General features: G+C 62.9%; 18 protein-coding genes and 1 riboswitch. Of the genes, 6 read left to right on the plus strand and 12 right to left on the minus strand.

Going from position 1 to position 18,204, the window contains the following annotated elements; translation table 11 throughout:
- Positions 1-3 precede the first annotated feature (3 nt).
- Both arfB and AC3CB8_RS06055 read left to right on the plus strand, forming a co-directional pair.
- On the plus strand, positions 4-441 hold the full coding sequence (gene arfB / locus AC3CB8_RS06050) for an alternative ribosome rescue aminoacyl-tRNA hydrolase ArfB (RefSeq protein ID WP_352564359.1): 438 nt from the start codon (positions 4-6) through the stop codon (positions 439-441).
- Positions 442-914: 473 nt separating this feature from the next.
- A complete protein-coding gene (locus AC3CB8_RS06055) occupies positions 915-1,544 on the plus strand; it encodes an alpha-ketoglutarate-dependent dioxygenase AlkB family protein (protein ID WP_023772349.1) in 630 nt (209 codons plus the stop codon).
- A gap of 59 nt (positions 1,545-1,603) precedes the next feature.
- Here AC3CB8_RS06055 and AC3CB8_RS06060 read toward each other — a convergent pair whose 3' ends face one another.
- The 7 genes from AC3CB8_RS06060 to AC3CB8_RS06090 all read right to left on the minus strand — a co-directional run bounded on the left by AC3CB8_RS06060 (position 1,604) and on the right by AC3CB8_RS06090 (position 8,593).
- Complete coding sequence (locus AC3CB8_RS06060) at positions 1,604-3,088, minus strand: nucleotidyltransferase family protein (RefSeq protein ID WP_352564356.1); 1,485 nt, start codon at positions 3,086-3,088, stop codon at positions 1,604-1,606.
- Positions 3,088-3,765, minus strand: a complete 678-nt coding sequence (locus AC3CB8_RS06065; RefSeq protein ID WP_352564354.1) for a glycosyltransferase family 2 protein — start codon at positions 3,763-3,765, stop codon at positions 3,088-3,090. Before AC3CB8_RS06065 ends, AC3CB8_RS06060 begins: the two co-directional genes overlap by 1 nt.
- Position 3,766: 1 nt before the next feature.
- Positions 3,767-4,519, minus strand: a complete 753-nt coding sequence (locus AC3CB8_RS06070) for a glycosyltransferase family 2 protein (RefSeq protein ID WP_352552433.1) — start codon at positions 4,517-4,519, stop codon at positions 3,767-3,769.
- Positions 4,516-5,562 (minus strand): hypothetical protein, encoded by a 1,047-nt coding sequence (locus tag AC3CB8_RS06075; RefSeq protein WP_023793050.1) that lies wholly within the window; start codon positions 5,560-5,562, stop codon positions 4,516-4,518. The genes AC3CB8_RS06070 and AC3CB8_RS06075 overlap by 4 nt, the downstream gene beginning before the upstream one ends.
- 32 nt (positions 5,563-5,594) lie before the next feature.
- Positions 5,595-6,026, minus strand: coding sequence for a PqqD family peptide modification chaperone (locus tag AC3CB8_RS06080; protein WP_023781753.1), 432 nt, complete (start codon positions 6,024-6,026; stop codon positions 5,595-5,597).
- 141 nt (positions 6,027-6,167) lie between these two features.
- A complete protein-coding gene (locus AC3CB8_RS06085) occupies positions 6,168-7,268 on the minus strand; it encodes an FAD-binding oxidoreductase (RefSeq protein WP_352564352.1) in 1,101 nt (366 codons plus the stop codon).
- 77 nt (positions 7,269-7,345) lie between these two features.
- A complete protein-coding gene (locus AC3CB8_RS06090; RefSeq protein WP_352552439.1) occupies positions 7,346-8,593 on the minus strand; it encodes an aromatic ring-hydroxylating oxygenase subunit alpha in 1,248 nt (415 codons plus the stop codon).
- 113 nt (positions 8,594-8,706) lie between these two features.
- A riboswitch (cobalamin riboswitch) is annotated at positions 8,707-8,908 on the minus strand.
- Between the two features lie 493 nt (positions 8,909-9,401).
- On the opposite strand from AC3CB8_RS06090, the gene AC3CB8_RS06095 reads away from it, so the two are divergent.
- The 3 genes from AC3CB8_RS06095 (at position 9,402) to AC3CB8_RS06105 (ending at position 10,196) form a co-directional block, all read left to right on the plus strand.
- Positions 9,402-9,602 (plus strand): DUF680 domain-containing protein, encoded by a 201-nt coding sequence (locus AC3CB8_RS06095; protein ID WP_023772357.1) that lies wholly within the window; start codon positions 9,402-9,404, stop codon positions 9,600-9,602.
- 68 nt (positions 9,603-9,670) lie between these two features.
- Positions 9,671-9,877 carry a DUF680 domain-containing protein gene (locus AC3CB8_RS06100; RefSeq protein ID WP_023772358.1) on the plus strand — a complete coding sequence of 69 codons (207 nt, stop codon included), beginning with the start codon at positions 9,671-9,673 and terminating at the stop codon, positions 9,875-9,877.
- 70 nt (positions 9,878-9,947) lie between these two features.
- Positions 9,948-10,196: a DUF680 domain-containing protein gene (locus tag AC3CB8_RS06105; protein WP_023793039.1), complete on the plus strand. Its 249-nt coding sequence runs from the start codon at positions 9,948-9,950 to the stop codon at positions 10,194-10,196.
- Positions 10,197-10,274: 78 nt separating this feature from the next.
- Here AC3CB8_RS06105 and AC3CB8_RS06110 read toward each other — a convergent pair whose 3' ends face one another.
- The 5 genes from AC3CB8_RS06110 to AC3CB8_RS06130 form a co-directional block, all read right to left on the minus strand.
- Positions 10,275-11,387, minus strand: a complete 1,113-nt coding sequence (locus AC3CB8_RS06110; RefSeq protein ID WP_352564349.1) for an ABC transporter ATP-binding protein — start codon at positions 11,385-11,387, stop codon at positions 10,275-10,277.
- 29 nt (positions 11,388-11,416) lie between these two features.
- On the minus strand, positions 11,417-13,081 hold the full coding sequence (bglA, locus tag AC3CB8_RS06115; protein ID WP_352564347.1) for a beta-galactosidase BglA: 1,665 nt from the start codon (positions 13,079-13,081) through the stop codon (positions 11,417-11,419).
- A 4-nt stretch (positions 13,082-13,085) separates the two neighbouring features.
- Complete coding sequence (locus tag AC3CB8_RS06120; RefSeq protein WP_023772362.1) at positions 13,086-14,240, minus strand: carbohydrate ABC transporter permease; 1,155 nt, start codon at positions 14,238-14,240, stop codon at positions 13,086-13,088.
- A gap of 1 nt (position 14,241) precedes the next feature.
- Positions 14,242-15,255, minus strand: coding sequence for a carbohydrate ABC transporter permease (locus AC3CB8_RS06125; protein WP_015314337.1), 1,014 nt, complete (start codon positions 15,253-15,255; stop codon positions 14,242-14,244).
- A 173-nt stretch (positions 15,256-15,428) separates the two neighbouring features.
- On the minus strand, positions 15,429-16,784 hold the full coding sequence (locus AC3CB8_RS06130) for an ABC transporter substrate-binding protein (RefSeq protein ID WP_023781746.1): 1,356 nt from the start codon (positions 16,782-16,784) through the stop codon (positions 15,429-15,431).
- Positions 16,785-17,147: 363 nt separating this feature from the next.
- On the opposite strand from AC3CB8_RS06130, the gene AC3CB8_RS06135 reads away from it, so the two are divergent.
- Positions 17,148-18,170 carry a substrate-binding domain-containing protein gene (locus AC3CB8_RS06135; protein ID WP_352564342.1) on the plus strand — a complete coding sequence of 341 codons (1,023 nt, stop codon included), beginning with the start codon at positions 17,148-17,150 and terminating at the stop codon, positions 18,168-18,170.
- Positions 18,171-18,204 lie beyond the last annotated feature (34 nt).

The following is an 18,204-nucleotide window of genomic DNA, read 5'->3' on the forward strand; positions in this document are numbered from 1 at the left end:
GGCATGCCGATCGACGACGACCTCATCATATCTGGCGAAGCCGTGATCCACCCGGGCGACTTGCACGAGGATTTCATCCGCTCGTCCGGTCCCGGCGGCCAGAACGTCAACAAGGTGGCGACGGCGGTGCAGCTTCGCTTCGACGCGCGGAACGCCGAGGGCCTGTCGGACCGCGTACGCGAGCGGACCATAAAATTTGCCGGCCAGCGCGCCACCAAGGATGGTGTCATCGTCATCGAGGCCGGACGCTTTCGCACGCAGGAGCAGAACCGCGCCGATGCGCGGGCGAGGCTGATGGCACTGGTCGCCAAGGCCGCCGAACCGCCGCCGCCGCCGCGCAAGAAGACACGGCCGTCGAAAGGCGCGGTCGAGCGTCGGCTGAAGAGCAAGGCCGGGCGCGGTACGATCAAGAAGCTGCGCGGTCGCGTGGAGAACGACTAAGCAACACGCAAATCGTGCCCGCAAAACCACTTTCAATTTTGCATGGCAGATGTGAGGTTTCCCTTCCGTCGGCAACACGCCGCGCGTCCGAAAGGTGCTGGCGTTGCCTTTACCAGAGACGCTTCAGCGAAGCCGTGATGTTGCGGCCCTGGTCCTGTAGCGATAACCCGAGTTGCACACCGTCGCGCGGTCATCGGCAATGTTGCGGACGGCGAAAGCGGCCGAGACACCTTCCTACCTCTTGTCGGTGCCGCCGAGATCGTAGGAGGCCGAGGCATCGAGATAGACGGCGGCATCGTTCTTGGCGGTGTTTGACGTGTCGGTATGTTAGTCATCTTTATTCGTCAACCGCCCATCTGGCCAAGACGAATTCATCGCTGCCCTCCCTGGTAAAAACCACCACCGCTTTCGGGTCGCCGTTTGTGTCTGGCGGTGGCATGCTGAGGCTCCGAACCATTCTCATGAGCCAACCCATGCTCGTTCTGCCCAAAGGCATCCGTCACATTCCGGCCCATCTGTCCCGCGCCGTCCAGGAGACGCTGGTCGAGGAGGTGAGAAGCATTGTCCAGCAGGCGCCGCTGTTCGTGCCGGCCATGCCTCGGACCGGCAAGGAGATGAGCGTGCGCATGACCAATTGCGGTCCGCTCGGCTGGGTCACCGACAAGGAACGCGGCTATCGCTACCAGCCGACGCATCCGCTGACCGGAGAGCCGTGGCCGCCTATCCCCGACAGTCTGCTCGACCTGTGGCGGCAGGTGTCGGGCTATCCCAATCCACCGCAGGCCTGCCTGGTCAATTTCTACACGCCGGAAGCCAAGATGGGCCTGCATCAGGATCGCGACGAGGCCGATTTCTCAGCACCGGTCGTCTCCGTCTCGCTGGGTGACGATTGCCTGTTCAGGGTCGGCCAGACAACCCGCGATGGCGCCACCAAATCGTTCAGGCTCAAAAGCGGCGATGTCGTCGTGCTTGGCGGCGAGGGCCGTCTTGCCTTCCATGGCGTCGACCGCATCTACCCTTCGACCTCGGCGCTGCTCAAGAACGGCGGCAGGATCAATCTGACGTTGCGGCGGGTGACGAAGCCCGACAAGGGCGCCGTATAGGCGAGGGTTCGCGCCCCGCACGGCGCCGCCGACCTTTGGGCGACCAGCGATAGTTCAGTTCAGCGCAGCGGTGAAAAAATCGCCGAGACCAGATGGAAGGGCAATGCGCCGTAGGCGGCGACCGTCGCCTGATCGTCCCATTGGCGGAACTGCCGGGACGGCCGCGCCTCCAGCGTCAGGGCATGCTGCCGGCCGTCGAACGTAACCTTGCCGCGAAAGCGCAGCACCCGCTCTCCACCAGACCGGCTGATGGCCATCGCACGCAGACGCGCGACGTGGTCGTCGCCCACATTGATCTCCATTTCGATGCGGCGCCGGACCGGCGGGACGCTGATCCTGATCGTGATGTCCAGCATCATCTCCCCTGCCGTCGCGGGGCACGGTATGGTCTGCGAGAAGGCCGGGGGCGACTGTCCTTCCAGCGGTTCGCGAGGTGCCTGCCTGCCGCGCCATGCTCTGCCGCGCCATGCCCTGGCGGGCGGCTCCTGCCGCAGCCGCCCGCTCTTGCGTCTCAGCCGCAACTGCTTGGCGAAGCCGCGCGACAGCCAGGTCAGCCTGCCAAAGTCGGTTCGCGGCTTGGCCTGCAGCAATGCCGACCAGCGTGCAAGGCCGGTGCGGTCGGCCATGACCAGCACGCGCGCCAGCACCCTGTCAGGCACCGTCACGCCAACATCGAGCGCAAGGTAGGAAAGCGCCACCGCCGCGGCAACGGCAAGGCCACGCCTGGCGACGACATCGAGGAACACGTCCCAGTCGACGCCGCCGGCGCGAATGGCCACCGCGCAATCGACCAGCCAATCGCTGTGGGTGTGGGCATCGAGCCCGCCATGCGCGATGGCGAGCGCTATGCGATCCGCAGGCGACGGCACCAGCACGCCGACACCGCTGAATTCGGCCCCCGCCGCGCGCTGCCAGATCGCCTGGTCATCCTCGTCGCTTTGCTGCGAACCGTCATAGGCAAGCTGGTGCAGATCGATATCGCCATAACTGCCCTTGAAAAAATTCATCGAGCGTAGCGACGCCAGTCTTGTCCTCAGATACTGTGGGCTTACCCCGGTGGCGATCTGCCAGTCGCGGTCGCGCAGCACGCCGAACGCCGCCGATATATCCTGCGGCCGCACCAATATGTCGATGTCGTGCGCCACCCGGCCACGCTGCGCCGAGGCGTTCAAGGCAATGCGGCTGGCACCCTTGATCAGCATCACCAGGCAGCCGGAATCCGTCATCGCCTGCAGCGCCGGTTCGGCCTCGCGCATCGCCATGCGCGACTTGGTCCACAGCATCTTTTGCAGGCCGACAAGGCGCGGATAGGCGGAATGGCCGGCCAATTTCCGCCCGAACCGGTCGCAGATCGCGGCCAACAGCCGATGTTCCCTGAAGGAGACGAGGTCTATGTCGTTCGCGCTTAGCCACTGCAAGGCGCACCCGGCGGCCGCGTCCTCATCGGCAAGAAGCGCGGCCTTGAGCAGTTGGTCGAGCCCGCCCGTCGGCCAGGACCAGCCATAGTCCGGGAAACGTCGGCTGATGCGGCGGATGCCCGCCATCAGCCCGCGCCGGCCTTGTTCCGGGCCCGTCGCAGCATGGCGAGCCGCGCCACTTCGAGATAGCCGCGGTCGCGCGCCGCATCGCGCCCGTAGGACAGGCTGCCGGGCCTGATGCGACGCAGCGCCAGCACCTCTTCCACCATGTCGAGGGCAAGGCCCGCCTCGCGTGCCCGCGCGATCCAGTCGATCATTTCGCCGCGGCCGCCCGGCGGATCGACGACTGGTCCGACGGTCTCGGCGACCTCGCGCCGGATCAGCATCGTGGTCCGGGACCAACCGGGTACGATCGCGTCCTCGGGAGCGTCGGGCCGGTCATTGCGGAAGTTTCGCAAATGACAGAAGACGCCCGACGTTCCGGGATGTCTTTCGAGATGCGCGAGCTGTGTTTCGACCTTGCTCGGCAGCCACAGATCGTCGGCATCGAGCGTCGCAATGAGCGGCGTCGACAAGGCGGAGATGCCCCTGGTCGTGGCGCTGCCAGGTCCGGCATTTGCCTGGCGCAGCAATTGCAGCGGCAGGTCCGTTCCGCCGATCGCCCCCGCGAGATCGTCGTTGGATCCATCGTCGACGATCACCACCAGCTCGGGCCGCACTGTCTGCGCCGCGACCGATCGCAGCGTCTCGGCGATGGTGCCGCTGGCGTTGAAGGCCGGTATGACGACGCCATAGTTGCGCATGCTACATGAAGCGCCAGTTGGCGAGTTCTTTTACATCGAATATGCCTTCGATCCCGCGCAGTGAAGGGTCGGCCTTGCGCCGTTTCATCGATTTGTGGATGGCCCGCAAGAATTCCCGAAGGGATGTGTCGACTTGCTTCGTCATGTTGCCGGGATGACGTCGGTAGTAAAGCGATACGGTATCCGGCAGGACGAATCTGGGGCCGCTTTCAAAGGTGCGCAGCAAGTAGTCGGTGTCTTCGGCCTGGCCGAAGGCCTCGTCGAAGCCGCCGATCCGTTCAATGAGCTTACGCGAGAAAATGCCCGACGACAGATGAATTCCCCGCACGGTCATGCAATGGCTGCCGGGGCAGGGTTCCAGCAGATCGTCGTCGATGTGTTCGACCATCATCATCAGGGAATAGGTAAGCTCCAGAGCGGGGTCGGCGTCAAAGCATGCAATATCGGCCTTGAATCGTCCCGCGGGCGAGACATCGTCCGAATCGAGGAACGACACGAGCTCGGTTTCCGGCGTGAGCAGTCTGAGACCAGCGTTGCGGGCCCGCGTCACGCCCATGTTCTCTTGCCGGAAAAGGCGAATGCAGGCGTTCTCGGCCATCATTGAACGCACGGCCTCCGCCGACCCGTCGGTCGAGCCGTCGTCGATCACGATGATGTCGAGATCGGCGGCATCGTGCTGCCGCACGAGCGAGCGCAGCGCCGAGACGACATAGCGCTCGCGATTGTACACAGGCATGATCACGCTGAGCTTCACCGGGCGCCTCGTGTCAGGAAATCCTCGATTGTGCCAGCGATCTCTGCCGGGTCGGTGCCGAGGGACAATCGGAAGCACGGCAGGTGGCGCGCCAATTCGCTGAAGAAGCGAAAGCCGCTTTCGCGCTCGCCCGGCATCTGGGCGATGCCGGACGGCGCCAAGGCAATCATGGCATCCTTGCGCGACATCGGCATAATCGAACTTGCTCCGCCTCCGCTGATATGTGGCACCACCAGCGCGACGATGTCCAGCATGGCGGGCACCGGCCGAGGCGCGACATCATGAATATGGAACGTGTGCTTGCCTTGCCAGTTCAGCGGGCCTTGCGTTAGCCGCTGCCGCAGGCCCAGCCGAGCGAAACCTTCCGTGTCCTGCTTCAACGTCGAAAAAAGGGGGCGCGCGGTCACGCCGTCGGTGAGATCGATCAGCACATAGTCGTCGCCGACACTGTCGAGCCCGTTAAGCAGGCCGGCGACGACGGTGCCGGATTTCCCGGCCCCGCCCGAGCCGGCAAGCAGAATACCCTTGCCGTCGATGCCGAGCGTGCCGGCATGGGTCAGCCGCATGCCGCGCGCGGCATATTCCCAGTGCAGGAAGGCGCGCAGCGGTGCTCCAGGCTCCCAGGGCGGAAAGGCATCGGCCGAGGCCATCAGTTGCACGCCGACGCGGCGGTGCGGATCGTAGACTTGCCAGAAATCCAGGTCGTGGAAATGGTGCCCGCGCAAACCGGCTTCGGCGAGCTGTTTGGCAAAACCGTGCTCGGTGAAATGGGCATCGCCCCAGTGCGCCGGCTCCGGGATGCCGTCAATGCCGGGATGCGCGATGAAGATGCGACCCGTGGACGGTGCCGGCTGATCATGCCCGGCCTCGACAAAAGCATGGTCCAATGCATCGGCAAGCACGCCGTGACCGAGATGCGCGGTCAGTTCAAGCCAGGGCAGGCGAACCTTTCGCATGGTCGGATAGCACGCGGCCGCGCCTTCAGCGGCGGCGATGAGATACCGGGCGTAATCCGGCAAGGTTTCGAGCGTGACGCGCGGCATCAATCGCCTTCCATCACGCTGCGGCCTCCCCGTCAGGAAGCCTGCTTGACCGCCGGCCAGCCGAGAGGCTCCTCGACCTCGTGGATGGGATCAACGACGATCAGGTCGGCGAGGTCGTCGTGAATGCTCACATTGAGCGGCTCGTTCGTGGCGGCAAGCTCGGCAGGCAAATCGCCCGGCAAAGGCCGCGCCGCCGCGTCCAAGCGCACCAGCAAACCCAATTCGAGCAATTGCGATATGAAGTGTTCGAGTTCGGCCTGGCCTATTGTCGAGCCGCCGGCGCTCAGTCCGACCAGGGCCTGGGCGTCCGCGCCGGATGAAAGCGCCTGCCACACCTTGCTGCCGGAATCGGAAAAGCCGAAATATTTGCCATTGGCAAGATTGAGCACCACGGCCTCGCCATCGAAAGATTCGAAAACGATATCCCGGCTCGCTACCGCATAGGCGTGGGAATCATGCGTCATTGTTGCCCCGTCCTGCATTTCCTGCCCGCCAGCAGGACCGCTTCCACCGACAACGCCTGTAAACTTTCAGGTCTTCCTTGGCAAGGTAACCTTTGCCGGCAAGGCGGGACCATTTCCGGGATCAGTCGAAAGCGGGGCGGATCAAGCCTCGATTTCAAGCGGCGACAATGGCTTGGAACAACAGGCCAGGATGAAGCCATCATCGATCTCATGATCGAGGATGCCGCCATTGTGGCTCATCTCGACGCTGCCGGAGACTTTCTTCACCTTGCAAGTTCCGCACAGGCCGAATTCGCAGGCAGCCGGTATTCGCACGCCCGAGGCGCGCGCCGTCTGCAGCACGGTCTGGCCGGCGACACAATCGGCGTCGACATCCGAAAGCGCGAAGCGGATCGGCGTCGCGGCTTCGACGCAAATCGCCCCGCCCTCTTCAGCCGGCGAGGCAAACGGCGCCGGGATTTCCCCCACCGCCGGCGCGGCAAAGCTCTCCTGATGGTACTTTGCCATGTCGAACCCGGCGGCCTCCAGCATGCCGCGCACGGCGCGCATGAAGGGGTCGGGGCCGCAGCAGAAGATTTCGCGTTCGCGGAAATCGGGCGCCAGGAGCGGCAGCCGGATGGCGTCGATGCGGCCCATATGGCCGTACCAGCCCTCGCGGCTCGACCGCTCCTCGATCATGAAGCCGAGCGACAGGCCCGGCATATGGCCGCCGAGCAGTTCGAGTTCCTTGCGAAAGATGATCTCTTCAGGGCGCCGCGCGCAATTGACGAATCCGACATCGGTCCATGGCGCGCAGTCATTCAGCCAGCGCAGCATCGACATCATCGGCGTCACGCCCGAACCGGCCGAGATGAACAGGTATTTCGCCGCCGGGTGGCTGTGCAGCGAAAAGTCGCCGCCCGGTCCATAGGCCTTGACGTGCGAGCCGGGCGTCAGGTGATCGAACATCCAGCGTGTGCCGACGCTGCCCGCCTGCGCCTTCACCGTCACCGCGATCGAGAATGGTCGCGACGGCGATGATGACAGCGTGTAGGTGCGCATCAGCGGGCCGTCCGGTGTCGGCAATTCCAGCGTCAAGAACTGGCCCGGCTTGTAGCGGAACCAGGTCTGGTTGTCCGAGCGGAAGGTGAAGGTCTTGACGTCGGGCGCCTCGTCGCTGACGCCGATCACTTCCAGCACCTGCAGCCTGTCGTTCCACGGCGCCATCTGGTCGAGATGGCGATAGAGGCCAAGATCAGTCATGGCGTTCATCCCTGCATACCTTTTCATTTTGCGCATGTCGTGATCCCAAAACCGATGCACGGTTTGGGCGAGATGCGCTAGGCGACACTGCGCAGAGCGGGCCGGCCGTCTTCGGAAAGCCGTGGGCCGATAAAGCGCGCGTACCAGTCGACGAACTGGATGACGCCGCCCTCGTGCAGCTCCGAATAGGGACCGGGCTCGTAGGCCGGCGACAGGATGCCGAAGGCGTTTTCCTCGACGATGCGGCGGTCCTGGTCGTTGGTCTCGGTCCAGACATGGGTGAGTTCGGGCAGATCATAGTCGACGCCTTCCACCGCATCCTTGTGGACCAGCCATTTGGTCGTCACCGCTGTTTCCGTGGCGCTGACCGGCAGCACGCGGAACGTCACCGCATGATCCACGAGGATATGGTTCCAGGTTGTCGGGTAGTGGTAGTGCATTAGCGTGCCGATCCGGTCGGCCGAGACGCTGTCGGACAGGTTCCTCTTCACGGCCCGCTTGCCGGTCATCGTGTAGCTCTGGGCATCGCGCAGCAGCGGCGCGCGGGTGGCGCGGTATTGTCCGGCCGGGTCGATCCGAAACTTGCTGGGCAGGCCAACAGCTTCGCACTTCGCCCAGTGGGCCAGCATCTCCGGGTCGTTGTCGGCGCCTTGCACGCCAGTCACGGTCGGCGCTTCCGGGAAGGTCTTGCACAGCTCAGGGTGGTTGCCCGCGCAATGGTAGCATTCGCGGTTGTTTTCCCAGACCAGCTTCCAGTTGCCCTTCTCGATGATCGTGCTCTCGAAGGCGATCTTGGCCTCGCTCAGCCGGTGCGGCTGGAGATAGGGCTCGATCATCGCCCGCATCGGCGCGAAGTCGGCGGGCTCCTTGGCCAGGCAGATGAAGACATAGCCGGCGACGCTTTCGCAGGCGACCGGCTTGAGCCCGAACTGGCTCTTGTCGAACCCATCGGCCATCTGGCGGGCGAACAGCAGCCGGCCGTCGAGTTCGTAGGTCCACTGGTGATAGGGACACACCAGCTTGGCGGCCATGCCCTTGTCGGTGTTGCAGACGCGGCTGCCGCGATGGCGGCAGGAATTGTGGAAGGCGTTGATCTTGCCCTGCTGATCGCGCACCAGCACGACCGGATAATCGCCGATCTGCACGGTGATGAAGCTGCCCGGCTTGGGCAACTCGCAATCATGGCCGATGAACAGCCAGTCGCGATACCAGATCAGCTCCATGTCCAGCTTGAAGTAGTCAGGGTCGGTATAGAAGGGCTGTTCCAGCGAAAGGCCCTGTCTGCGGCCGTTCAAAAGCCTCAGCATGTCGTTGCGCGCGTCCATGTCCTGTCCTCATTTTCAAGGACTGAACTGGTGGTGATGGAGGAAGGACTGGGCGCAAGCCGGCGAAAGCCGGACAACACCATCCGCCCCTTGACCGCCCACCGCGATCAGTCGAGTTCTAGCGATCTCGGGCTGGTTTCCGGGCTCTGGAGTGGTCCTCGCGGACCATCGCGACACCTTCCCAGGCTTTCGCCCAGTGGTCTCCCGTTGCGACTTGAACTCCACCACCGTTGCGGGGGCAGCGCCGGAATCTGACCGGCTTCCCAATTCTCCGCTCCGTCGTCACGCAGCGGCACCTGAGATGGCTTGATCTAATCACGACAGGGTTTGCGACATCGGCACGAAAGCGACATCGCATCCATGCGGCGCGACACGCATGCGGGATCGTCCCGGCATGGTTGCCGCAGGGGGAATCGCCTCTTCTCGCCAGGCGCGCGCGGGCACCGTTTTCGACCCTCAGCCGGCCGGAAAAGGGTTAACGGTTTCGAAAAGTGACTATTAGCACAGTCTAAAATCGAACCGAACGGTTCGTTTCTGTTGACGGTGCGTGCAGGACGGTGTGAACGCCCAGCCCTCCGACACAGTTGGTGATCGGGTCGTCATCTTAGTCAACTACTTGATATCGAACAGAAAAATAAGACATGTAGAAGGCGTTGGTACAATTTCAAGTAGCAGAGTCATGGTCCACGCTGAACAACTTCGTGATTGGAAACGGCAAGGGGGCTCTCCCACATCGGGGCGGTCCGAACGACGCGATTTAATCCAAGACACGCCGCTAGACGGACGGGAAAAATACTGGAGTACAAAAATGAAAAAGATCATCCTCACTGCCGCCGCCCTTCTGGCGATTTCCGGCAGCGCCTTCGCTAGTAGCGACCATTATGGTTCGAACGCCGCGACCCCCGCGGCCACTGTCGACAGTTCCTACACCGCTTCGACCAAGAAGTCGGAGCCGGCTGCCCAGACGCCTGTGACGGGCGCCGACCACAACCTCTTCGGCAACAATTAATAACCATCCCCGGCACGCGGCGGGTGAACCTGCCGCGCCGGTGGACCCTACAATTCAGGAGTATTAAAATGAACAAGATCCTCTTTGCTGCCGCCGCCGTTCTGGCTCTCTCAGGCAGCGCTTTCGCCGGCAGCGACAACTATGGCTCCAACGGCGCCAACCAGGCTGCTGCTGCCTCCACCGACAATCCAAACACCGCGTCGATCGGCAAGTCGGCTCCGGCCACCTCGGCGCCTGTCCAGCAGGGCAGCGACCGCAACCTCTTCGGCCATTAATGGCCTCCCACGGCCGGTGGGCTTTTGCCCGCCGGTCCGCGGGACTTCCAAAATTCAGGAGTTACCTAAAATGAACAAGATCCTCATTGCCGCCGCCGCCGTTCTGGCCGTCTCCGGCAGCGCTTTCGCCGGCAGCGACAACTATGGCTCCAACGGCGCCAACCAGCCCACTGCTTCGTCGACTGTCAATGTCGATACGTCGCATACGGGTGCGATCCGCAACAGCGATTCGCCTGTCTACAAGCTGCTCAATTCGACTGGCGACGTGCAGAAGCCGGCCCATCAGGGTGCCGATCGCAATCTCTTCGGCAACAACTAACCAGCCTGTGCAGACAAAAAGAGCGGCGGGACATGCCCGCCGCTGCTTTTGTTTTTTGCGTTACCGGTACGGCCGTCTTCAGGCCGCCTTTGCTTCCGCTTCGTGGAGGGCAAAGGAGCGACCCTCCGCATCGAAGATATGGAGGTCGCCGGCATTGGCGGTCAGCCGCAGCGTCGAGCCGCGCTTGACCTCGACATTGCCCGGCAGCTTGGTCACCAGCGGCAGGTCGGCCCGGCCGATATCGACATAGACCAGCTGGACCTCGCCAAGCTGTTCGAGATAATCGACGCTCCCCTCGAACAGATAATCCGCACCGCTGGCGATCGCGAGATCTTCCGGCCGTACGCCGAAGCTGACCGCCGCTCCCTTTGCCGAACCAGGTGTCGCGATCGGCACCGTCGCCTTTCGGCCGCCGACATGGCTGACGATGGTCGGGTTGCCCGTCTTGTCGACCGTCGCCGGCAGGATGTTCATGGCCGGCGAGCCGATGAACTGGGCGACGAAGAGGTTGCCTGGGTTCTTGTAAAGTTCCATGGGCGTGCCGACCTGCTCGATGTGCCCGTCCTTCAGCACGACGATCCGGTCGGCCAGCGTCATCGCCTCGACTTGGTCGTGCGTGACGTAGATCATGGTCGTGTTGGGCATCGATTCCTTGAGCTTGGCGATCTCGATGCGGGTGGCGACGCGCAATGCGGCGTCAAGGTTCGACAGCGGTTCGTCGAACAGGAACACCTTCGGATTGCGCACGATGGCGCGGCCGATGGCGACGCGCTGCCGCTGGCCGCCCGACATCGCCTTGGGCAGACGGTCCAGATATTTGGTCAGCTGCAGGATCTCGGCGGCTTGCCGAACCCTTTTGTCGATCTCGGCCTTGCTTTCCTTACCGATCTTCATCGAGAAGGCCATGTTGTCGTAGACGGTCATGTGCGGGTAGAGCGCATAGGACTGGAACACCATGGCGATGCCGCGCTTCGAGGGTGGCACGTCGTTGACCACCTGGCCGTCGATCTTGAGTTCACCCGACGTGATTTCCTCGAGCCCCGCGATCGAGCGCAGCAAGGTCGACTTGCCGCAGCCCGACGGGCCGACGAAGACGATGAACTCGCCCGATTTGATGTCGAGGTCGATGCCGTGGAGAATGTTGAGATTGCCATAGGACTTCTTCACTTGTCTCAAATTGACATCGGCCATTGGTTTCCTCCAGTGATTCCTCGGATGTTTCAACCTATGCGTCCGAACCAGGCGCCATAGCCGCCGAGTTCGACCGACCCGGTGCTCGCCTGCCCGGAGAACCCGTGTCCCGGCAAAGGTTGCAGGGTTCGGTTGCCGAGGTCAACCTTCGCGGGCCTTGCGCCCAGATTGAAGACGCAGACGATCTCCTCATTACCCGACCGGCGGGTGAAGGCGACCGTGTCGCCCTGGCTTTCGATGAAGGCGATGTCCCCCTTGGCTAGCGCCGGATTGGCGCGGCGGAAGGCAAGAAAGCGCCGGTAATGTTCAAGCAGGGAGGTTTCGTCGCCTTGCTGCACGTTGACCGCCTGCCGCAGATGCGCGGCCGGCACCGGCAGCCAGGGTTTTGCCTGGGAGAAGCCGCCATTCCTGGCACCGCCATCCCACACCATGGGCGTGCGGCAGCCGTCGCGGCCCTTGAATTCAGGCCAAAAACGGATGCCGTAGGGATCCTGCAGATCCTCGAAGCGCAGATCGGCCTCGCCGAGGCCGAGTTCTTCGCCCTGGTAGATGCAGACCGAACCGCGCAGCGACATCAGCAATGCCGATATGACCTTGAGATAGGCCGACGGGTCGGCCTCGTTGGCGGCCCAGCGCGAGGCCGGTCGCATCACGTCATGGTTGGAAAACGCCCAGCACGACCAGCCGTCGCTGGCCACCCGGCCAAAAGCTTCCAGCACCGAGCGGACCTTGGCGGCACTGATCTTTTCCGGGGCCAGGAAGTCGAAAGAATAGCACATATGCACGCGCTTGCCGCCGGCGGTATAGGCGGCGACCACGTCCAGCCCGCGTTGCGAATCGCCGACTTCGCCGACCGCCGCGGTCGCCGGGTACTCGTCGAGCAGCGCCCGGAAGCGCTCGAGGAAGGCGAGGTTTTCCGGTCGGCTCTTGTCGTAGATATGGTCCTGGTAGTTGTAGGGATTGACCGCCGGTGCGGTCTGGTCGTTGCGCTGTTCCGGCGGCAGCGGCGGGTTGTTTTCCAGCCCCTGGCTGTGGAAGTAAAAATTGATGGTGTCGAGGCGAAAGCCGTCGACGTCGCGCTCCAGCCAGAAGCGGGTGACGTCGAGCAGCGCGTCCTGGACCTGGCGATTATGGAAGTTGAGGTCCGGCTGCTCGGCCAGGAAATTATGCAGGTAGTACTGCTGGCGGCTGGTGTCCCATTGCCAGGCCGAGCCGCCAAAGATCGACAGCCAGTTGTTGGGCGGCGTGCCATCGGGTCTTGCATCCGCCCAGACATACCAGTCGGCCTTAGGATTAGTGCGGCTCGAGCGGCTTTCCTTGAACCAGGGGTGGATATCGGCGGTATGCGACAGCACCTCGTCGATCATCACCTTGAGGCCCAGTCGGTGCGCCTCCGCCGTCAGTGCATCGAAATCCGCCAGCGTGCCGAACATCGGGTCGACGTCACAATAATCCGAGACGTCATAGCCGAAATCCTTCATTGGCGATTTGAAGAAAGGCGAGATCCAGATGGCATCCGCGCCAAGCGCGGCAATGTAGGGCAGCCTGCCGATGATGCCCTTGAGGTCGCCGATGCCATCGCCATTGGAATCCTGATAGCTGCGTGGATAGATCTGGTAGATCACCGCGCCTCGCCACCAGTCGCGGTCGATGGCGGGGTCTGGTTTCGAAGTCGCCTTCAAAGCCGATTGCATGGTCTCAACCTCCTTTCACCGAGCCGGCCAGCAGCCCGCGGACGAAATAACGCTGCAGCGAGAAGAAGACGATCAGCGGCACGATGATCGTGATGAAGGCCGATGTCGTCAGGATCTCCCAGTTGCCGCCACGCGAGCCAAGCAGCGCATTGAGCTTGGCCGTCAGCACGATCTGATCGGGCGCCGTTCCGAGGAAAACCATTGCCACCAGGAGATCGTTCCATACCCACAGGAATTGGAAGATGGCGAAGGAGGCAAGCACCGGGAAGGACAGCGGGAGCACGATCTTGACGAAGATCTCGAAATCGCTGGCGCCGTCGATGCGCGCCGATTCCATGATCTCGCGCGGTAGCCCGGCAATATAGCTTCGCAAGAGATAGATGGCGAAGGGCAGGCCGAAGCCGGTATGCGCCAGCCAGATGCCGAGATAGGTCTTGGACGGCACGCCGAAGAACGTGCCGACGCCGTTGTAGAGCTTCAGGAGCGGAATGAGCGACATCTGCAGCGGCACCACCAGCAGGCCGATGACGACGGCGATCAGGAGCGCGCGGCCTGGAAAGCGCATCCAGGCCAGTGCGTAGGCCGCAAAGGCCGCGATCAGGATCGGGATGACGGTCGCCGGGATGGTGACAGTTAGCGAATTCATGAAGGAGCGGCCGATGCCTTCGGAAAACAGCACGGTCTGATAATTGTCGGTGGTGAATTTCGGCGGCGCCGACGAAGCGTAGTAGACGCGCTGGCCCCGGTCGCCCTCGAACGCCTTTGGCGAGGCCATGACGAAGCTGCCGTCCGCGTTGAGCCGCAGGGTCACCCCGTCACCGAGATCGGCTGATGTGCCGGCAGGATATTGCGTCGGTGCCGCCGCCTTGACGCCGAAGGCGCTTATCGCGCGCTTGGCCCCGTCGCCGAAGATGTTGCCCTGGAGAACGAACTTGCCGTCCTTTTCTACTTGTGTGGAGGCGGCCGGCAGTCGCCCGGCTTCTGTCTGGCTGGAACTGGCGAAGGAATTCCACCAACCCGAGGCGATGATCTGGTCCTTGTCGCGCAGCGACGAGACGAGGATGCCGAGCGTGGGGATGGTCCAGATCACCACGAAGACGAGCACCGCGATATGGACGCCGAAACGGCTGGCGAAGGAATTTCCGGTCGCGACGGCCATCTCAGTGCCCTCCCGTCTCTTTGTTGGCCTGGCGGATGTTCCAGACCATGATCGGAATGACGGCAATCATGATGATGATGGCGATGGTCGCGCCGCGGCCGAAATCGCCGCCGCCGCGGAACATCCAGTCGAACATCAGATTGGCCAGCACCTGACTGTTCCATTGACCGTTGGTCATGGTCAGGACGATGTCGAACACTTTCAGCACCAGGATGGTGATGGTGGTCCATACCACCGCGATGGTGCCCCAGATCTGTGGCACCATGATCTTCCAGAAGATCTGGAACGGGTTGGCGCCGTCTATGACCGCGGCTTCCAGTGTTTCTTCGGGGATGCCGCGCAACGCCGAGGACAGGATGACCATGGCGAAGCCGGTCTGGATCCAGATCAGGATGACCATCAGGAAGAAGTTGTTCCAGAACGGCAGTGATATCCAGACCTGCGGTTGGCCGCCGAAATACTGGATGATGGCGTTGAGAAGGCCGATCTGGATCTGGCCTTGGCCACGATATTCGTAGATGAACTTCCAGATCACGCTGGCGCCGACGAAGGAGATGGCCAACGGCAGGAAGATCAGGCTCTTGGCGATCGTTCCCCACCATATCTTGTCCGTGAGCACGGCGATGATCAAGCCGAGGAAGGTGCAGGCCGCCGGCACCACCGCCAGCCACAATATGTTGTTGCGGATGGCGTTTCGCAGATCCGGATCGCGCAACGCCCATTCATAGTTGGCGAATCCCACGAAACTCGTGCCGCCGCGATCGAAGAAGGACAGCCACAGCGTCGCGATTACCGGATAGACCAGGTAGATGGTCAGGATGATCAGCGCCGGACCCACGAACAACCAAGGCCGCACCAATCCCTGCCGGCGCAGATTGTTGACGGCGGCCGTTCCGGACACCCCGCGCGCGGGGAAGATCAGGTCAAGCAGTTTGTTGGCGCCCCAGAAATAGGCGACGCAGCCGCCGACGCCGATGATGATGACGAATATTGCCGAGAAAATCTGAGCCGCCATGGGTCCCTCTCCCTGCGCATGACCGGCCAGCGATGCTGGCGACCGATGCACCGACTTTCAGTTATTCGGAACAATCGAAACGCGAAGCTTCCGGCGTGCCCCGCCGGTCGGATCCGGGCCGTAGCCCGGATCCAGTAGCAAGATGAGGAAGGATTAGGTCGCGCCGGAGCGGCCTATTTGATGGCGTCCCAGCTCTTCTGGATGTCGGTGGCGACGTCCTGCGCGGACTTGCCGCCGACCAGGTCGATCATGCCGGTCCAGAACGAGCCGGCGCCGACTTTGCCGGGCATCAGGTCGGAGCCGTCGAAGCGCACCGTCGTGGCGCCGACCAGGATCTCGCCCTGCTTCTTCAGCGCATCGCTGCCATAGGCGTCCTTGTTGGCCCCCTTGAACGGCGTGACGAAGCTCTTCTGTGCCATCCACAATTCATGCGCGAGCGGCATCTGCAGGAACTTGATGAATTCGCGCGATGCCTTGGAATCCTTGGTGATCATTACCAGCGTTCCGGCGACTTCCAGCGGCGTTCCGAGCTCCGGCTTGGCGGCGTAGGGCGGGTAGGGGAAGAAGTCGGCATCCTGGCCAAGCTTCACGCCCTCCGGGAAGAAGGAGGGGATGAACGACGCCTGATGGTGCATGTAGCATTTCGGCGGTACGGTAAAGAGGCCCTTCGGGCTGTCGCGGAAGTCGGTCGCCGCGACGGCCTTGGCGCCGCCGTCGACCATCTTGTCGTCCGTGGCGATCTTGCCGAAGATGTCGATCGCGTTGACCACGGCCGGGTCGTTGAACGGAATCTCGTTCTTCACCCACTTGTCGTAGACTTCGGGAGTCTGCGTGCGCAGCATGATGTCCTCGACCCAGTCGGTCGCCGGCCAGCCCGTCGCGCCGCCTGAACCAAGCCCGATGCACCACGGCTTGCCGCCATCGGCGATGATCTTCTTCTCGAGCTCGGCAAGTTCTTCCTGCGTCTTCGGCACCTTGTAGCCGGCTTCCTCGAAATTGTCGGGCGAGTACCAGACCAGCCCCTTCACGTCGATCTTGTAGGGAAAGGCATAGAAGCCTGGCTTGCCGTCCTTGCCGTTGTAAGTGCCGAGCTTGGCCCAGGAGTCGCCGGCGGCGTAATTCTCCTTGACCCAGGCTGCGACGTCGTCGCCGAGCGGGGTCAGCACGCCCTTGGAAGCAAGGTCCTGGATGAGGCCAGGCTGCGGCAGGACCGCGATGTTGGGCGGGCTGCCGGCCTGCGTGTCGATGACAATCTGCTGCTCGTAATTCTCGGACGAGGAATATTTGACCTCCGCGCCGGTGGCTTCGGAGAAATAATCGAGTACCGACCGGACAAGCGTCTCGTCCTCGCCACGCCACGGTCCGAAGATGGTCAGCGTCTCGCCCTTGAGATCGACTTTCTTGAGGTCCTCGTAATTCGCCCAGTTGAAGCGCTTGTCCTCGCCCGGCTTGAACTTCAGTTCGGCATGCGCGGGCGCGCTCAGGGCGAATGCGGCAGACGCAACACCCAGCAAAAGCATTCTCTTCATCGGTATTCCTCCCAGTGGGTCATACACACCGGACGGAACCTCCATTCCGCCCCGCCGACGCCGCGGGACTGTGACTCAGTCGCAAGGGAACCGCAACCTTTAGTACAGTCTTCCAAAGCGCTTTGGCTTTGTTGATCTCGCCACTGAATCGGGCGAGAGTCAAGGGGGAGCAGGAACTAATCGATTTAGTCGCCGCCCGCCCTGGCTCGAAATTTGCACCGCAACATGCTTTTTCGGCACTGCAGCAGCAATTTTCGTTTCAAACCCGGCCCCGGCACGCTTATGGTCCTGGCGGCATTCGCCATGCACTTGTGGCGTTGGGTCGATTCAATTTAAAAGCGCTTTGAGGCAGGGAGGCCTCTCGTGAACCTCAAGCAACTCGCGCATATGCTGGCGCTTTCCCAGACCACGGTAAGCCGGGCGCTGAACGGCTATCCCGAAGTCAACGAGGAAACCCGCGGGCGTGTCATGGACGCCGCCAAGCGCCACGGCTATCGACCCAATCCGAGTGCGCGCCGGCTGGCCACCGGCAAGTCCGGAATGATCGGCTACGTCCTGCCGACGGGTGCAGCCGTCGACATCGATCCCCATTTCGTCGAATTCCTGTCGGGTCTTGGCGACTATGCCCGATCACATGAGCTCGATCTTGTCCTGTCACCGACCGATGCCGATGACCAGGAAACGACCTACCGCCGCATCGTCGCCAACCGGCAGGTCGATGCCGTCTACATCTCTTCGCCAAGGCCGCAGGACAGCCGCGTGGCGCTGGTCAATACGCTCGGCATTCCTTTCATCGTCCATGGCCGAAGCGAAGGTTTCGATTTCGACTATCCCTATCTCGACATCGACAATGAAGGCGCCTTCCACGAGGCCGCGCGGCTGCTCGTCCAGCTTGGCCACCGGCGGCTGGCGCTGATCAATGGCGACGACCGCGAGACCTTTGCCATCCACCGCGAGCGCGGCCTGCGCCGGGCGCTGGCCGCGAGTGGCCTGGCATTGGACGATCGCAATGTCTGCTCACTCGTCATGACCGAGGAGAACGGCTATCGCGCCGCCCGGCGCCTGCTCGAACAGGACGGCGCGCCGACGGCAATCGCCTGCTCCAGCCTGATCATGGCGCTCGGCGTCGTGCGCGCGGTGCGCGACCTTGGCCTCAGCATTCCCGGCGACGTCTCGCTGATTGCCCATGACGACGTTTTTCCCTGGCTGAAGCCGGAGAATTTTTCCGTGCCGCTGTCGACGACGCGGTCGTCGATCCGGTTGGCCGGCGCACGCATCGCCGAGCGGCTCGCGGCACGGATATCGGGACTTGAGGAGGGCGCGCACGGCGAGGTCTGGCCGGTCGACCTGGTGGTCAGGGGGTCGGTCGCCGGCGCGCCGGCCTGACCACCGCCAGCAGGGTCAATTGCTGGAACGACTT

Source organism: Mesorhizobium sp. P160927, from assembly GCF_057766385.1.

Excerpts from the sequence above, each read along its gene's own strand:
- AC3CB8_RS06060 (WP_352564356.1), bottom strand. The coding sequence starts at position 3,088 with ATGGCGGGCATCCGCCGCATCAGCCGACGTTTCCCGGACTATGGCTGG.
- AC3CB8_RS06055 (WP_023772349.1), top strand. The coding sequence starts at position 915 with ATGCTCGTTCTGCCCAAAGGCATCCGTCACATTCCGGCCCATCTGTCC.
- AC3CB8_RS06065 (WP_352564354.1), bottom strand. The coding sequence starts at position 3,765 with ATGCGCAACTATGGCGTCGTCATACCGGCCTTCAACGCCAGCGGCACC.
- AC3CB8_RS06130 (WP_023781746.1), bottom strand. The coding sequence starts at position 16,784 with ATGAAGAGAATGCTTTTGCTGGGTGTTGCGTCTGCCGCATTCGCCCTG.
- AC3CB8_RS06095 (WP_023772357.1), top strand. The coding sequence starts at position 9,402 with ATGAAAAAGATCATCCTCACTGCCGCCGCCCTTCTGGCGATTTCCGGC.
- AC3CB8_RS06110 (WP_352564349.1), bottom strand. The coding sequence starts at position 11,387 with ATGGCCGATGTCAATTTGAGACAAGTGAAGAAGTCCTATGGCAATCTC.
- bglA (WP_352564347.1), bottom strand. The coding sequence starts at position 13,081 with ATGCAATCGGCTTTGAAGGCGACTTCGAAACCAGACCCCGCCATCGAC.
- AC3CB8_RS06120 (WP_023772362.1), bottom strand. The coding sequence starts at position 14,240 with ATGGCCGTCGCGACCGGAAATTCCTTCGCCAGCCGTTTCGGCGTCCAT.
- arfB (WP_352564359.1), top strand. The coding sequence starts at position 4 with ATGCCGATCGACGACGACCTCATCATATCTGGCGAAGCCGTGATCCAC.
- AC3CB8_RS06080 (WP_023781753.1), bottom strand. The coding sequence starts at position 6,026 with ATGACGCATGATTCCCACGCCTATGCGGTAGCGAGCCGGGATATCGTT.
- AC3CB8_RS06075 (WP_023793050.1), bottom strand. The coding sequence starts at position 5,562 with ATGCCGCGCGTCACGCTCGAAACCTTGCCGGATTACGCCCGGTATCTC.
- AC3CB8_RS06100 (WP_023772358.1), top strand. The coding sequence starts at position 9,671 with ATGAACAAGATCCTCTTTGCTGCCGCCGCCGTTCTGGCTCTCTCAGGC.
- AC3CB8_RS06085 (WP_352564352.1), bottom strand. The coding sequence starts at position 7,268 with ATGACTGATCTTGGCCTCTATCGCCATCTCGACCAGATGGCGCCGTGG.
- AC3CB8_RS06090 (WP_352552439.1), bottom strand. The coding sequence starts at position 8,593 with ATGGACGCGCGCAACGACATGCTGAGGCTTTTGAACGGCCGCAGACAG.
- AC3CB8_RS06125 (WP_015314337.1), bottom strand. The coding sequence starts at position 15,255 with ATGGCGGCTCAGATTTTCTCGGCAATATTCGTCATCATCATCGGCGTC.
- AC3CB8_RS06105 (WP_023793039.1), top strand. The coding sequence starts at position 9,948 with ATGAACAAGATCCTCATTGCCGCCGCCGCCGTTCTGGCCGTCTCCGGC.